This window comes from Pseudarthrobacter sp. P1 (assembly GCF_050156935.1).
In the GTDB taxonomy this organism is placed as follows: Bacteria; Actinomycetota; Actinomycetes; order Actinomycetales; family Micrococcaceae; genus Specibacter.
In genome coordinates this window covers 3,390,325-3,405,918 of sequence record NZ_CP189584.1, presented here as the reverse complement: position 1 = coordinate 3,405,918, position 15,594 = coordinate 3,390,325, and the positions used below count along the sequence as shown (strand labels likewise).

The window sequence follows — 15,594 nt, the reverse complement described above, 5'->3', positions numbered from 1 at the left end:
CCCCGGCGGCCGGGGTACATTCAAGTCATGGCCAGCATCCAGATATCGGTCCACGTCAACGCCGACGCCGAACAGGTGTGGCGGCTATTGCGCGAGCCCGCGCTGATCGCCCAATGGCACGGCTGGGAGATGGACGGGCTGGCGGAGGAGATCCGGGAGATCTACTACGGCGACGTCACCGAGGGCGCCAACCACCTGCGCCTTGAGCTGGGCATGGGCGATGTCTTTGCGCTTGAACCCGTGGCGGACGGCACCGTGCTGACCATGTCGCGCGGGCGTGCCACCGGCGAGTGGGAGAAGTACGACGCCGACATCTCCGAGGGCTGGCAGATGTTCATCCAGCAGCTCCGGTTCATGGCCGAGCACCATCCGCACACTCCGCGGCGCACGGTCTATGCCGACGGCCAGACCACCGCGGCCACCACCATCTGGGAGGCCCTGGGCATCGACATCGGCTGGCTGCCGGAGCCGGGCGAGGACTACGAGGCAACGCTCACCACCGGGCAGCGGATCAGCGGCAAGGTCTGGTACCGCACCGACACCCAGCTCGGGCTCACCGTGAAGGACTACGCCGAGCACGGCGACGGGCTGCTGATCCTCGCCGAACAGGCCCCGCTGGAGGGCATCCGCGAACACCAAGGGGCGCTGCTGATCGCCTCCACCTACGGGCTGGGTGCCGCCGCGCTGGACTCCGTCGGCTCGCACTGGGATTCCTTCATGGAGACGCGCTACCCGCTCAGCTAAGCCGGCGTCCGGAAACCGGCCACCGGCCGGCCGTCAGGCCACCGGCGTATCCGGGCGCTGCGTGGCAATCCTGGCCACCTTGGGGTCGTTTTCGTCGGCGCCGTAGTCCTGGGCATGGGTGATGTCCTTGCCGTCGGGGAGCTTCATGGCCCGGAACACCAGGGTCAGCAGCACCGACACGATCGCGTTCACCGCAAACGCGACGACGGCAATGTAGACCGTGACGGTGGTGCCCGGAATGGCGGCAATGGAGCCGCCAAAGTGCGCATGCGTCACCGGGTTGACCACGTTGTACGCGGCCACCGTGCCGTAGATGATGCCTGCCGCCCAGCCGGCAAACAGGGCCCAGCGGTGGAACCAGCGCGTGTAGAGGCCCGCGACAATGGCCGGAAAGGTCTGCAGGATCCAGATGCCGCCCAGCAACTGCATGTTGATGGCGGCGGACTGGTCCATGGCAATGACAAAGACCAGCGCACCGAACTTGACCAGCAGGGACATCAGCTTGGACACCTTGGCCTCCTGGCGGGGAGTGGCGTCGGGGCGGAACAGGTCCCGGTAGATGTTGCGGGTGAACAGGTTGGCCGCCGCAATGGACATGATCGCGGCCGGAACCAGCGCACCCACGGCAATGGCGGCCAGCGCCACCCCGGCGAACCAGGACGGAAAGTGGTCCAGGAACAGCTGGGGCACCACCAGCTGCGGATTCACCGTTTTGCCATCCAGCTCGGTGGGTTTGGTGCCCGCGGCAATCGCCACGTAGCCCAGCAGCGCCAGGAAGCCCAGCACCAGGGAGTACAGCGGCAGCACCGCGGCGTTCTTCCGGATGGTGTTGCGGCTCTTGGTGGCCAGCACGCCGGTGATGGAATGCGGGTACATGAACAATGCCATGGCCGATCCCAGCGCCAGCGTCCAATAGGCGGAGTAGCCGGCCGCGCCGGGAATGAAGACGCCCGTCGCCGCGCCCGTGGCGGGGTTGGGCGTGCCCAGCTTGGCCTGCGCCGCACCGAAGATCTGCTCCCAGCCGCCCAGCTTGGCGGGCAGGTAGATGATGGCGACAATGACCGCCAGGTAGATCAGCACGTCCTTGACCACGGCGATCATGGCCGGGGCCCGCAGGCCGGAGGTGTAGGTGTAGGCGGCCAGCACCACAAATGCGATGATCAGCGGCAGGTCATTGAGGAACCAGTTCTCCGCGCTGCCCACCCCCAGCACCGTCAGCACGGCCTTGATGCCCACCAGCTGCAGGGCAATGTACGGCATGGTGGCCACGATGCCCGTCACAGCGATCGCCAGCGACAACGGCCTGCTGCCGTAGCGCCCGCCGACAAAATCGGCGGTGGTGACAAAGCCGTGCCGGTGCGAGACGGACCAGAGCCGGCTCATCAGCAGGAACACGATCGGGTAGAGCACCACGGTGTAGGGCACGGCAAAGAAGCCGCTGACCGCACCGGTGGCCCACATGGCTGCCGGCACGGCCACAAAGGTGTATGCCGTGTAGAGGTCGCCGCCGAGCAGGAACCAGGTGATCCAGGCCCCGAATTTGCGCCCGCCCAGGCCCCACTCGTCCAGCGTGTGCAGGCCCTCCTTGGAACCGCCGCGCCAGCGTGCCGCGTAGAAGCCCAAAACCCCCACCAGGACAAAGAGCACGACGACGACGGTCAGCGCCACGGCGTTGACGGCCCGGGTTGCACCCTCGGCCAGGACCACGGCGGCCGGTGCGGCGCTCACTTGGCCCCACCGCCGTCGCCGGTCCCTGGCTGCGCGCCGGTTCCGGTCTTCAGCACCTCGCGCCGGCGCCGGTCCTCCCTGGTCATCAGCAGGTAGCAGATGCCGATGAGGGCCGCATCAATGGGCACCCAGAGCATCTGGTACCAGTAGAAGAACGGCATCCCGCCCAGATGCGGATCGGCATGGGCGTAGAGGGGCACAATGAGCGGGACAATGATGCCAATGGCCAGCAGTATGCCGCTCACGGCATAGGGTCCGCTGCGTGCCGGACCTCTGGTTGGACTTTCGCTTTGACTATCGGTGCCGGACATCTGCAGCTCCTGATCTCGATGACCCGTCAAAATGCTCCGTATTTAGCCTAATGACCGGACGGTCGGGAAAGGAGGCCTCCGGGGGTACATTTTTTCCTTGGGGCGCCGGCTGGCAAGATGGACCAATGCCCGCCGCCGAATCCAGCTCCGCCAAGCAGTCCGAATTTTCCTTCTCCGTCAAGACGCGTCTGGGCGAAAGCTGCAACCCCACCCAGGCGGCGGAGGAAGCCAACGGGGGCGCATTCCTGGGCCGCACCGGCGTGATCACCACACCGCACGGCACCATCTCCACCCCCGCCTTCATCGCCGTCGGCACCAAGGCCACTGTCAAGTCCGTGCTGCCCGAAGCCATGGCCGAACTGGGCGCCCAGGCACTGCTGTCCAACGCCTACCACCTGTACCTGCAGCCCGGCGCCGACGTGCTGGACGCGGCCGGCGGGCTCGGCAAATTCATGAACTGGTCCGGCCCCACCTTCACCGACAGCGGCGGCTTCCAGGTGATGAGCCTGGGCTCGGGCTTCAAGAAGGTGATCAGCATGGCCGCCATCGAGGGTTCCGAGGAGGCTGGCAGCGATGATCGTGTGGCCGTGGGCAAGGAGCGTCTGGCGCACATCGACGACGACGGCGTCTGGTTCAAGTCCCACCTGAACGGGGACAAGCACCGCTTCACCCCCGAGGTGTCGATGCAGGTCCAGCACCAGATCGGCGCGGACATCATGTTCGCCTTCGACGAGCTCACCACGCTGATGAACTCCCGGGCATACCAGGAGATGTCGCTGGAGCGCACCCGGCTCTGGGCCGAACGCTGCATCACCGAGCACTTCCGCCTCACCGGGGAACGCGCCGCCAAGCCGTACCAGGCCCTCTTCGGCGTCATCCAGGGCGCCCAGTACGAAGACCTGCGCCGCAAGGCCTGCCGCGACCTGGGCGCCATGGACTTCGACGGCTTCGGCCTGGGCGGGGCGCTGGAGAAGGAGAATCTGGGCACCATCGTGCGCTGGTGCGCCGAGGAGCTGCCGGAAGACAAGCCGCGCCACCTGCTGGGCATTTCCGAGCCGGACGACATCTTCACCGCCATCGAGAACGGGGCCGACACTTTCGACTGCGTCTCCCCCACCCGGGTGGCCCGTTCCTCGGCATTTTACACCCCCGACGGCCGGCTGAACCTCTCCAATGCCCGCTTCAAGCGCGATTTCGCCCCGATGGTGGATACCTGCGACTGCTACGCCTGCGCCAACTACTCCCGCGCCTACATCCACCACCTCTTCCGCGCCAAGGAGATGGTGGCCGCCACACTGGTGTCCATCCACAACGAGCGCTTCGTGGTGAAGATGGTCGACGATGCCCGTCTGGCCATCGAGGACGGCACCTTCTTCGAGTTCAAGGCCGAAACCCTGCGCCGCTACTACCCCGCCACGTAGCCCCGGCCCGGCCCGCCGCGGGCAGAAGAAAAAGGGCGCACGCCTCCCGGACGGGAAGGCATGCGCCCCTTGTCCGCCGGAGCTCTCGATCGAGCCGGCTCCGGGCGGACCTGTACTTAGGCCAGCACGCTCAGCTTGGAGCTGCTGCGGCCGAACAGGGCGTTGTCGGCAGAGAGGCGGCCCGGGCCAACCAGCGCCACGGCCAGCGCCGCCGCAGCCAGCAGGAGCACCATCTCAAAGCCACCGGCCTCGACGAAGACGCCTGCGGAGGCGTGGACCAGGACAAGGGCGCCGATCATGTCCAGGACCAGCAGGGCCGCAATCGGGCGGGTCAGCAGGCCCAGGACCAGGGCGATGCCGCCGGCGAGTTCCAGCGTGGCCACGATGGGGGCCACCAGGTCCGCGGCGGGGACACCCATCTGGGCAAAGGCGCCCCGGGTGCCGGCGATGGTGAACTGGCTGTATTTCTGCCAGCCATGGGCGGCAAAGAGGAAGCCAACGACAACGCGGAGGACGGTGCGGGCGGTCGTGGTCAGTGCGGGATTATTCATGGGATTCTCACCGTTTGGGGCAGATGGCGGGCCGACAGGAACAGGCGGCGGGCATCAGTACGTTGACGCTTCAACTAAAGTGTCCCAGAGATTAACTTGAAGTGTCAACCATGGGTGCCACAGAGGGCCCGGGAGCGGTCAGACGCCGTAGCTGGGTTCGCGGCGCTTGATCCAACCGATCACCAACGTGGTCACGGGCACCAGGATATACTGCACGGCCGTCTTGTAGAGGAAGCCCACCACCACGTAGTTGGCGAACATGCCAAAGTCGGTGATGCCAATGACCGGGGCGGCAATGGTGCAGAAGATCAGCGTGTCCACGAACTCGCCGACCCCGGAGGAGCCCATCAGCCGCATCCACAGCCGGCGCTCGCCCTGGCGTGCCTTCAGGCGAACCATGATCTGGGAGTTGATCAGCTGCCCGGCCAGGAATGCCAGCAGGCTGGCCAGCACGATCTGCGGGACCGGGCCCAGGGCGCCCTCCAGCGCGGACTGCTTGGCTGCACCGTACTCGTCGGTGAATCCGGGCAACGCGATGATCACCCAGTAGGTCAACGAGGCAAAGATGGACAAGGCAAACGTCGTCAGAATGGCCTTGCGGGCCACCTTGAAGCCGAACACCTCCGAGATGACATCGCCCAGGATGTAGGCAAACGGGAACAGGAAGAATCCGCCGTCGGTGATGATGGGGCCGAATTGGACGCCCTTGGCGGCACCGATGTTGGACAGGATGACGATGACGGCCATGAACGCCAGCAGGATGGCGAAATGCGGGCTGCCGACGGCGGCAAACTTGGCGGCCGCCCGGCCGCCGGCGCTCGGTGCGGCCGGTTGGGCGGAGGTGTTGTTTTGCAGTTCAGGCATGGGAGCGAGTCTCAAATCTTCTTCTAGTGGTTCGCATCCGCACCGGTGTGCCGGCGGGAGCTGTATTAGCACTGGACCCGTCTGCACCCGGGCCAACGCCAATTCTCCCATGAAGCCCACAGCGGGGCACGGGCCGGCGCCGGAGGCGGTGCATAAGGGGCGCTGCGCGACGGGCAAAACAAATCTGCGCAACACCTTTGACAAGCTAGTCATCAGCCACAATGGTAGAGACGGGCATCACTTCCACGCCGTGGTGGCCCCCTTCGGCCACCGGGACTCAGCCCGGAGGCCGGACATCACCGCATTGCCTGGTTCTGGCGGCCCCGCGCACAGGGCATCTGGCCGGGCGATCCTGCACGAGGAGATCGATGAGCAAGCAGCACCATCGCGCCAGAACACGCATCCTGGCGACGTTGACAGGGTTGGCCCTGGCCGCCACCGCAGCAGGAACCGCCGTCGCCGATGACTCGTCCGACGCCCTGCCGCTGGCCCAGGGATTCAGCAGGACAACTGTGCCGTTGAGTCTGGCTCCGGCGCAAAAGTTTGGCGGAAACCTGGCCAACGCCACCGGCGCCATCTCGGTCTTTGTCCAGTTCCAGGGCGAGGGTGCCTTTGACGCCACCCAGCCGCAATCCGTCAAGGACGATCCCACCGCCACCACGGTGGATGCCTCGGCCTCGGTCAAGGCGATCCGGGCCGGCATCGAGTCGACGGCGGATTCCGTCACCTCCGCGGCCGCCGGCACCAAGCTGTACACCACCACCAACACGATTCCGGGCGCGGGCATCACCGCCGATGCCGCGAGCATCCGAGAGCTGGCCAAGCGGGCCGACATCGTCAAGATCACCCCCATTGTGCCCAAGCATTATGAAAACGGCAGCACGGACATCGACACCAAGGTGCTCAGCGCCTGGACGCAAAACCATGCCACGGGTGCCAAGGCCACGATTGCCGTGATCGACACCGGCATCGATTACACGCACACCGACTTTGGCGGCCCCGGCACGGCTGCGGCGTATGCCACGGCCAAGGCCTCCGGCACGCTGGTTCCGGGCACCTACGATGCCACCAAGTTTGTGGGCGGCTACGACCTCGTGGGCGATTCCTACAATGCCGACCCCGCGGCCGGCCCCGGCTACCAGCCGGTCCCGGCACCGGACGCGAACCCGCTGGACTGCACGGCCGCCGGGCACGGCACGCACGTCGCGGGCACCGCGGCAGGGTACGGCGTCAACGCCAACGGCACCACCTTCACCGGCGACTATGGAACCCTGGACGAAGCCGCGGTGAACGCGATGCGGATCGGCCCAGGTTCGGCCCCGAAGGCAAAGCTGGTGGCGCTGCGCGTCTTCGGCTGCGCCGGCTCCTCCGATGTGGTGGGCAACGCCCTGGACAAGGTGCTGGACCCCAACGGCGACGGCGTTTTTGACGACCGCGCCAACATCGTGAACATGTCCCTCGGCTCCGACGGCTCCCCCACCGACGACCCCGAGAACGCCATTGTGGACAACCTGACCAAGCAGGGCGTGCTGTCCGTGGTGGCCTCCGGCAACGCCGGTGACACCTACGACGTCGGCGGCTCGCCGGGCAATGCCAAGACCTCCCTGACGGTGGCCAACAGCGTCGGTTCCAAGGCCGCCGTGGACCGGATCGATGTCCTGGCCCCTGCCGACAAGGTGGGCTCCGTGGCCGGACAGTACTCGGACTCGTTCAATTACTCCGCACCCACCGTCACCCCCGCCCGGCTGACGGGCACTGTCCAGTTTGTCCCCGGCGTGGACCAGAGCGGCTGCAGCGCCCTGACCCCCGAGCAGGCGGCCGCCGTCGCCGGCAAGTGGGCCATGTTCAGTTGGGACGACAACGACGCCACCCGCGTCTGCGGCTCGGCAGTCCGTTTCAACAACGCCCAGGCGGCCGGAGCGGTGGGCGTCGTCTTCACGTCCCAGCGCACCGTATTTGAGGCCGGGATCGCCGGCAACGCCACCATTCCCGGCGTGCAGTTCAACAAGGCCGCCACGGATGCCCTGACGGCTGCCGCCAAGGCAGGAACCTTGCAGATCAAGCTGGACCCCACCTGGAAGGGCACCGCCAGTGCTGCCACCGGCGCCCTTGACACGCTGAACTCCAGTTCCTCCCGCGGCGTCCACGGCTCCAACGGGATCGTCAAGCCCGACGTCGCCGCACCGGGAACATCGATTGCTTCGGCGGGCGTCGGTTCGGGCAGCGGTGTGGCCGTCAAGAGCGGCACGTCGATGGCCACCCCGCACGTGGCCGGCATCGCGGCGCTGCTCTACTCCGCGGCCGTCGATGCGGGGGGAAAGAAATCGCCCATCGCGATCAAGGCCACCATCATGAACACCGCCAACGTGGACGTGCTGGCCAACGGTGTCCCCTACGGCCCCAACCGCGTGGGTTCCGGCCGGGTGAACGCCGCTGACGCGATGAACGCCCAGGTGCTGGCCTATGCCGCGGACGATTCCGACCTGGTGAGCGTCAACTTCGGCGTGGTGGAGGTCGGCAGCAAGCCGGTCAGCATCGACAAGAAGATCACGTTGAAGAACCGCGGGCCGGCTGCCACCTATGCGGCCAGCTACCTGCCCGCAACAACCATGCCGGGCGTCGCCTACACGGTGTCGCCGTCGTCGGTGGTGGTGCCGGCGAACGGCACCGCCAAGGTCACGGTGACCATGTCCATCGCCGATCCCAAGGCATTGGCCAAGACGCTGGATCCGACCATGAGCGCCACCATGCTGGGCCTGCCGCGGCAGTTCCTGGCCGACGCCTCGGGCCGCGTGCAGTTCGCCTCCGCCGGCAAGCCGACGCTGAGGGTGCCCGTCTACACCGCGCCCAAGCCGGTCTCCGACATGAGCGCCGGCAGCATCTCCTTCTCCAGCACAGCCACCACGACGACGGCGAAGCTCACCGGCCGCGGCGTCAACCAGGGCACCGGAGCGGCGAACTACACCTCGATTGTGGCCCCGTTTGTGCTCGGCGCCACGAGCGCCGAACTGCCGGCAACCGACAAGGCACCGCTAACCAACAAGTCCATGGACCTGCAGTACGTGGGCGCCTCGACCACCGTCCCGGCCATCGCCCAGGCGGGCGGCGACGTGGCGGCGGGCGGCATGCTGAACTTCGGCATCGCCACCTACGGCAATTGGGCGGCACTGTTGTCGGCCACGGCGTTCGGTGTGGAAATCGACACCACCGGCGACGGCAACCCCGATTTCGTGGTGCAGACGGGGATGCAGACGAACCTTGACGCCATCGTTGTCACCACGTACTCCATGGCCACGGGAAAGCCGGTTGACATGGAGTTCGCCAACGGCGTCTTCGGCAACACCGACACCAACACCTTCGACACCAACGTCCTGTCCCTGCCGGTCTGGGCCGGCGCGCTGGGCCTGGACCTGACCAAGCCGGCACCCATCAGCTACAAGGTGGTCAGCTACAGCCAGTACAACTTCAACGCCGCCAACGTCAACATCCCGGTCGTGGAAGAGACGGCCGCCATCCCGTTCGACGTCGTGGCGCCCGCGCTGTGGTTCAACGGCAACGGTGCGTCGGGACTGTTTGTGGATGCCCCCGGCACGGCCCTGCAGGTCAACCGCGCAGCCGGTGCCACGGATGCCAGGGCCCTGTTCCTGCACCTGCACAACGCCACCGGCGCGAAGGCGCAGGTGGTCTCCGCTACCGTTGACGGCGGCAACGGCAACGGAAACGGGAACGGGAACGGTGGCGGGCCTGGCAAAGGAGATGGCCCAGGGAACGGAAACGGTGGCGGGCCTGCCAAAGGAGATGGCCCAGGGAACGGAAACGGTGGCGGGCCTGCCAAAGGAGATGGCCAAGGAAACGGGAACGGCAACGGCAACGGCTAGCCACGGTTCACTGGCCAAGGACACCGCCACCGCGCCACCGGCCGATGCCGCAACTGGTGGCGCGGATGCCAACGCCAAGCTGGACGCCACCGGTGGCGTCGGAATGATGCCGTTGCTCATCTTTGGCTCCGCGCTGGTGCTGCTGGTTGCCGCGGCACTGGTCATCGTGGCCGGCCGCCGCAGGGCAGCCCGCCACTAGGCACGGCCAAGCACTGCAGCACCCACGGCGAAAGGCCGCCCCGGGAAATTCCCGGGGCGGCCTTTCGCCGCCGTCAACGCAACGGCCAGTCCCGTAAAATTGGCCGAACCCGGTGCCTACAAACGTGAGGATCCCCATGGCCACGCAGCCCAAAAAGTCCAAGAACTCCAACACCGGCAAGCACCGGCCGGGAAACCCGGCGCTGCGGGACGGAGCGCCAACGGTGGCGTCCTTGGACGAGGTGCGTGCCGATCGTGCGTTTGCCCGGGTTGTGCCGGCTTTAGCCCGCTGGGCCGCCCAACAGGACGGCCCGGGGGAAAACGTCAAGAACCTGCTGGAGAGGCTGCAACGCTTCTTCTCCCTCTACGCCGATTTCGCGACGGAGCTGGACCTCACCGCACTGGAGCCGGCAGCCGTGGCCGATCTCCTGCGCAGTGCGGATGACTTCAGCCCGGAAGCAGGCGTTGCCTTCGGGGAGACCCTGCACACCTACGTCCACTTCCTCATCGATACGGACGCGTGGACGGGCGGCCCCGCGGCGTTGGACGACATCCACCGCCTGGCCGAGCGGGGACCGGATGATGCGCCCCAGGACGTCCTGCCCGACGTCGTCGTTCCCGAGCTGACGGACGAACAGGCCCGGGCGGGCGTGGAAGCGCTGCCCTTCTGGCAGCGGGCCCGCGCGCTGCTGGGGTGGATCGGGGACGGCAAAGAGGTCACCACGACGGGAGTCCTGCGGCTGAAGGACATCCAGCCGGCGGCCTCGTGCGTGGGCGTCGAGGCCGCCGGCAGCCGGAGAATGGGCGCGGATGGCAAGGATCCGTCCGGACTCCGCACCGTGAACTCCATGCTCGACGTCCCCGGGCTGATGGACTATTGGGTGGCGCTTGAGGCCGTCGGGCTGATCGCTGTATCGGCCACGCGCGTTCGGCCCACCATGGACACGATCGCCGCCTTGGCCGATCCCCACGGGGCCAACCCCAGCCTGCCCGTGCGGCTCGCCAGGGTCCTGGCCGCCTACTTCTACCTCGAGATCGTGATGGGGGAATCCGGCTCGGTGTTCCATGCCGAGTTCCAGCCGCTGGCCATGGCACTGTTCCTTGCAGCGGCATCCGACTCGCCGCCACAGACGGATGATGTGTTCGCATCCTTGGCGGGGGAACCCATGGGCGAACTTTGGTCCACACTGCTGCGCGGGGAGCTGGAATCCTGGGCCGAGGACGGCTTGGTGTCGGTGGGCGAGCGGATTGTGATTCCGGACGTGCTGCGCCAGGCGATGGCCGATGTCGTGGACTTGGCGACATCAACTGCCGCCGGCAGGGACCGGCGCGCCCCCTCTCAGGCCACGTACCAGCTGAAGATCCAGCTCGATGGCATCAGGCCGCCTATCTGGCGGCGGATCGAGGTGCCGGCGGAGTTGCGGTTGGATGAACTGCACGAGATCATCCAAAGCAGCTTCAACTGGGAGGATTACCACCTGCACCGGTTCCGCCACACCGAGTGGGGCGGAACCACCTATGGACCGTTTGACCCGGACGAGGACCACTGGGGCGAGCCGCCTGTTGACGAGACCGGCGTTGCGCTCACGGAGGTTCTCCCCCTGGAAAAGAGCAAACTGAAGTACGTTTACGACTTCGGCGACAACTGGGCCCACACCATCACACTGGAAAAGGTCCTGCCCGCGGCACCCGCCGGTGAGCTGCCACGCTGCACGGGCGGTCGCGGCATGGCCCCGCAGGAGGACTCCGGCGGCCCATGGGGGTGGATGGACATCGTGGGCGCCGCCAACGACCCCCGGCACCAAGAACATGGACACTACCGCGACTGGGTGGGGTTGAATGAGGGCGGGGAGCTGGATCTGGCGGCGTTCGATTTCCGTGCAGTCGACCAGGAACTCGAAGCCTTCCGCTACTGACGCTCGCGGTACCGCCGCACGCGCATCCGCGTTCCACATGCGGCGGAACAGAACGTCCGGTTCCGCTTCCGGCTGCTGTCCACAAAAGACGTGACACAGCCGGGGGCGGAGCACTCGCATACCCGTTCAATCAACCCCGTCGCGTACAGCTCCATCGCCGCCAGAACCAGCACGGCAGCAAGCTCCCCTGCAAAACCGTCCGTCGCGGATCTGAAATGGAGGCCGCCGCCGTCGCCAAGCGCGGGCGTGATGGCGTGCTTTCGGGCGAGCTCGTCGAGAATGCGCCGTCCCTTAGCAAGATCGCGGCCCAACACGGCAGGGGCCAGCTCGTCCCGCAACCGGCGGACAGGCCGCAGGTCGGAAATGGTGGGATGGGAGCGTGCGGAGTGGCCTGCGATCCGCTTCAAATCGCCGACCTCGTACAAGAGTTCCGGCCACGGATCCACGGCCCGGGTGTCCAGAAGTGCCATGAGCACGTCGATGGAGGTCATGGCACCAGCATAAATATGTAACGCACGATTGATAGTCGAGTGCGTTACATATTTTAAGGACCCCATATGCTTGCGCCGTCGCCGTCGGACGGCCGCTAGACTCCTCGATCAGCCCGCCTCGGTATCCTTGTGCAATGGCCCACGATTCCGCTCCCGAGATCAGCCTCGCCTCGATGCGTTCCCTCGTCGGCGTGGTGGCCCACTCGCTCGGGCTGCAGTACTCGCAGGAGAATCGCGTGAGCGACATCCTGTGGGCACCCCAGCAACTCGAGCTCACCGGGACGGTGCGCGGGGCCGGTGCAGTGACGTACCGCACCGTGGTGGTTCTTGCCGCAGGTTCCGGCGGTTTGGAACCGGTCGCCGCGCTGTGCACCTGCCCCATGGGGATGAATTGCAAGCATGCCGTGGCGCTCGTGTGCGCCTCCAATGCGGTGTCCAAGGGCATACTGAACATCAGGCCGCCGGCCAAGCGCCCGAGCCCGTGGCAGCGCCAGCTCGACACCATCCTGGCCAAAGCCGGCACGGTGGAAGCCCCCGCCCCGCTCGGGGTCCAGCTCGAGCTCGTTGATGCGGGCCGGTCACGGAAGTCCCCGGGCATCCGGCTCGGCGCCCGGCCTGTCATGCTCAACGCCAAGGGACGCTGGATCTATGCCAACTTGCGCTGGGACACCTTCCACTCATCCAACTACCGGGCCTATTACTACGGCTACGCGCGGCAGAGCGAGTCATTCAGCGACGCGCAGAACCGGTGGATGCAGGACTTCCGTTCGCTCAATGACGGCGGCGGCTACGGCAGCGTGCCGACCCTCTACATGGACGATTTCTCCAGCCCGCTGCTCTGGGAACTGCTGGCCCGGGCCGAAGCCGCCGACATTGTCCTGCGGGCCGCCGGGCCGTCGTCAACGGTCACGATCCACTCGCCGGTGAGCCTGGGCATCGATGTGCAGGAGGCCAACGGAAAGCTGCGCCTGCTGCCGCAGCTCCAGGGTGGGGATCTGACCGGGGAATCCGCGACGATCCATCCCTTCGGCGACCCGGGCCACGGCCTGATGTGGTGGGACGGTTCCGCCGAAACGCCCCTGCGCGAACGCAACATCCACCTGGCCCCCACCGCGGAGCCCATCGGCGACCTGATGTTGGGCCTGCTCGGCAGAGGTAAGCCATTGGAAATCCCGCGCAACGGGCGGGCTGGCTTCACCACCGACTACCTGCCACAACTGGCCCGCAGAGTCCGGTTGTCCTCCCAAGATGGCGCGGTCGACGTCCCCGGGCAGCTGCCGCCCCGGTTGCGGCTCACCGCCGGGCATGCCCTCATTGCCGGCACCCGGCGGAACCCCGGCACCGCGGCGCTGCAGCTTTCCTGGAGCTGGGACTACATCAGCAATGGGCAGCCCACCAACACCGTGCTGCTCGACGACGGCCACGGCTACCGGGACCAGGGCTCGGAGGCGGGGCTGCTGCGCGAGGTCTCGGCGGTCCTCGCGCATTTCCCCGCCGTCTGGAGCCAGTCGTTCCCGGACCCCTTGCGCGCCTTCGCGGGCAGCACCGATCCCGTCCAGCTGGTTGGCATGGACGCAGCCCGTTTCACCACCGATGCCCTGCCCTTGCTCGCGGCCATGGAACGGGTGGACGTCGATGTTCAGGGTGAGTCCCCGGACTACCTGGAGCTCACCGACGCCCCAGCCATCACCGTCACCGCCGCAGACACCGAGACCCCCGACTGGTTCGATCTGGGCGTCAGCGTCAGCCTCGGCGGCAGGGCGGTGCCCTTCAACCAGCTGTTCCTGGCACTCGTGCGCGGCGAAGATTACCTGCTGATGGAGAACGGCAACTTCTTCGCGCTGGACCAGCCGGAATTCCAGCAGCTGCGGCGGCTCATCGAGGAGGCTCGGTCGCTGCAGGACCGCGACGCCGACGGCCTGCGCATCAGCCGCCACCAGGCCTCGCTCTGGGATGACTTCGTCGAGCTCGCCGGCACCGCCGAGCAGTCCGAGTCATGGGGCCGCTCGGTCGGCGGCCTGCTGGACCTCAGTTCGATTCCGCGCCCCGGGCTGCCGGAGGACCTCGATGCCACGCTCCGCCCCTACCAGCTCGAGGGTTTCCAGTGGCTCGCCTTCCTCTACAGCCATGGCCTCGGCGGGGTGCTGGCCGACGACATGGGCCTGGGCAAGACGCTGCAGACGTTGGCCCTGATCTGTCACGCCCGGGAGGGTGCCCGGGCCGCCGGGGATGCCCACCGGCCGTTCCTCGTTGTCGCACCAACCTCGGTGGTGCCGAACTGGGCAGCCGAGTCCCGGCGGTTCGCCCCGTCCCTGCGGACCGTCGCGGTCACCGAAACGCTCAAGCGCACAGGCATTCCCCTGGCCGACATGCACGACGACGTCGACGTCGTCGTCCTTTCGTACGCGCTGTTCCGGCTCGACCACGAGGCCTACGCCGAACACGAGTGGGCCGGGCTGGTGCTCGACGAGGCACAGTTCGTGAAGAACCCGGCCACCAAAGCCAGCCAGCAGGCGCGCGCCTTCCCCGCCCCGTTCAAGCTGGCCATCACCGGCACACCGATGGAGAACAACCTGATGGAATTGTGGTCCATGTTCGCGATCACCTCCCCGGGCTTGTTCCCCTCGGCCCAGCGTTTCGAGGACTACTACCGCAAGCCCATCGAGAAGGACGCCGACGACGCCAAGCTGGCCCAGCTGCGCCGCCGCATCCGCCCGCTGATCATGCGCCGCACCAAGGAACTCGTGGCCGCCGACCTGCCGCCGAAACAGGAACAGGTGCTGGAACTGGCGCTCTCCCCGAAGCACCGGACCATCTACCAGCGCCACCTGCAACGCGAACGCCAGAAGGTGCTGGGCCTGCTCGATGACATGGACAAGAACCGGTTCCAGATCTTCCGCTCGCTGACCATGCTCCGCTAGCTGAGCCTGGACGCCTCGCTGGTCGACGAGCAGTACGCAGGGGTGCCCTCGAGCAAACTCGATGCCCTTTTGGAACAACTGGCGGACGTCGTCGCCGAGGGGCACCGGGCCCTGGTCTTCAGCCAGTTCACATCCTTCCTGGCCAAGGCCGCTGAGCGGTTGGACGCGGCGGGGATCGAGCACGCCTATCTGGACGGCAAAACCCGGGGGAGGGCCAAGGCGATCGAGAAGTTCACCCATGGCACCGCGCCGGTGTTCCTGATCAGCCTGAAGGCCGGCGGATTCGGGCTGAACCTCACCCGGGCCGATTACTGCTTCCTGCTGGACCCGTGGTGGAACCCGGCCAGCGAGAACCAGGCCGTCGACCGCGCCCACCGCATCGGCCAGACCCGCCATGTGATGGTGTACCGGATGGTAGCCAAGGACACCATCGAGGAGAAGGTCATGGCGCTGAAGGCAAAGAAGGCCAAACTCTTCTCGGCCGTCCTCGACGACGGCGCAATGTTCTCCTCGGCGCTCAGCGCCGAGGATGTACGTTCACTATTCGAGGGCTGAGGATCCGCCACCCGCA

The 15,594-nt window shown here is 66.9% G+C and carries 12 protein-coding genes; 7 read left to right on the top strand and 5 right to left on the bottom strand.

The features are described from left to right. The first annotated feature begins 27 nt into the window (after window positions 1-27). Window positions 28-744, top strand: coding sequence for an SRPBCC domain-containing protein (locus ACQCSX_RS16110; protein ID WP_427016275.1), 717 nt, complete (start codon window positions 28-30; stop codon window positions 742-744). Window positions 745-777: 33 nt separating this feature from the next. Here the strand turns inward: ACQCSX_RS16110 and mctP are convergent, their stop codons facing one another. Beyond that, the gene (gene mctP / locus ACQCSX_RS16105; RefSeq protein ID WP_427016274.1) at window positions 778-2,472 is read right to left on the bottom strand and encodes a monocarboxylate uptake permease MctP; all 1,695 of its coding nucleotides are present in this window, start codon (window positions 2,470-2,472) and stop codon (window positions 778-780) included. Next, window positions 2,469-2,717 carry a DUF3311 domain-containing protein gene (locus ACQCSX_RS16100; RefSeq protein ID WP_427016273.1) on the bottom strand — a complete coding sequence of 83 codons (249 nt, stop codon included), beginning with the start codon at window positions 2,715-2,717 and terminating at the stop codon, window positions 2,469-2,471. Before ACQCSX_RS16100 ends, mctP begins: the two co-directional genes overlap by 4 nt. 191 nt (window positions 2,718-2,908) lie before the next feature. Here ACQCSX_RS16100 and tgt point away from each other — a divergent pair, with 191 nt between their 5' ends. After that, the gene (gene tgt, locus ACQCSX_RS16095) at window positions 2,909-4,204 is read left to right on the top strand and encodes a tRNA guanosine(34) transglycosylase Tgt (RefSeq protein ID WP_427016272.1); all 1,296 of its coding nucleotides are present in this window, start codon (window positions 2,909-2,911) and stop codon (window positions 4,202-4,204) included. Window positions 4,205-4,320: 116 nt separating this feature from the next. On the opposite strand, the gene ACQCSX_RS16090 is transcribed toward tgt, so the two are convergent. Together ACQCSX_RS16090 and ACQCSX_RS16085 are read right to left on the bottom strand one after the other, a co-directional pair. Continuing rightward, window positions 4,321-4,755 carry a DoxX family protein gene (locus tag ACQCSX_RS16090; RefSeq protein ID WP_427016271.1) on the bottom strand — a complete coding sequence of 145 codons (435 nt, stop codon included), beginning with the start codon at window positions 4,753-4,755 and terminating at the stop codon, window positions 4,321-4,323. A 138-nt stretch (window positions 4,756-4,893) separates the two neighbouring features. Beyond that, complete coding sequence (locus ACQCSX_RS16085; protein ID WP_427016270.1) at window positions 4,894-5,619, bottom strand: queuosine precursor transporter; 726 nt, start codon at window positions 5,617-5,619, stop codon at window positions 4,894-4,896. 368 nt (window positions 5,620-5,987) lie between these two features. On the opposite strand from ACQCSX_RS16085, the gene ACQCSX_RS16080 reads away from it, so the two are divergent. The 3 genes from ACQCSX_RS16080 to ACQCSX_RS16070 all read left to right on the top strand — a co-directional run bounded on the left by ACQCSX_RS16080 (window position 5,988) and on the right by ACQCSX_RS16070 (window position 11,611). Further along, complete coding sequence (locus ACQCSX_RS16080; RefSeq protein ID WP_427016269.1) at window positions 5,988-9,497, top strand: S8 family serine peptidase; 3,510 nt, start codon at window positions 5,988-5,990, stop codon at window positions 9,495-9,497. Next, the gene (locus ACQCSX_RS16075) at window positions 9,460-9,696 is read left to right on the top strand and encodes a hypothetical protein (protein ID WP_427016268.1); all 237 of its coding nucleotides are present in this window, start codon (window positions 9,460-9,462) and stop codon (window positions 9,694-9,696) included. The genes ACQCSX_RS16080 and ACQCSX_RS16075 overlap by 38 nt, the downstream gene beginning before the upstream one ends. A 136-nt stretch (window positions 9,697-9,832) precedes the next feature. Continuing rightward, a complete protein-coding gene (locus ACQCSX_RS16070; RefSeq protein WP_427016267.1) occupies window positions 9,833-11,611 on the top strand; it encodes a plasmid pRiA4b ORF-3 family protein in 1,779 nt (592 codons plus the stop codon). Here the strand turns inward: ACQCSX_RS16070 and ACQCSX_RS16065 are convergent. Then, window positions 11,605-12,102, bottom strand: coding sequence for a CGNR zinc finger domain-containing protein (locus ACQCSX_RS16065; protein WP_427016266.1), 498 nt, complete (start codon window positions 12,100-12,102; stop codon window positions 11,605-11,607). The two genes, ACQCSX_RS16070 and ACQCSX_RS16065, sit on opposite strands and share 7 nt — an antisense overlap. 134 nt (window positions 12,103-12,236) lie before the next feature. Between ACQCSX_RS16065 and ACQCSX_RS16060 the strand changes: the two genes are divergently transcribed. Next, complete coding sequence (locus ACQCSX_RS16060; RefSeq protein ID WP_427016265.1) at window positions 12,237-15,023, top strand: SNF2-related protein; 2,787 nt, start codon at window positions 12,237-12,239, stop codon at window positions 15,021-15,023. A 42-nt stretch (window positions 15,024-15,065) separates the two neighbouring features. After that, window positions 15,066-15,578 carry a DEAD/DEAH box helicase gene (locus ACQCSX_RS16055; RefSeq protein WP_427016264.1) on the top strand — a complete coding sequence of 171 codons (513 nt, stop codon included), beginning with the start codon at window positions 15,066-15,068 and terminating at the stop codon, window positions 15,576-15,578. The last annotated feature ends 16 nt before the right edge of the window (window positions 15,579-15,594 follow it).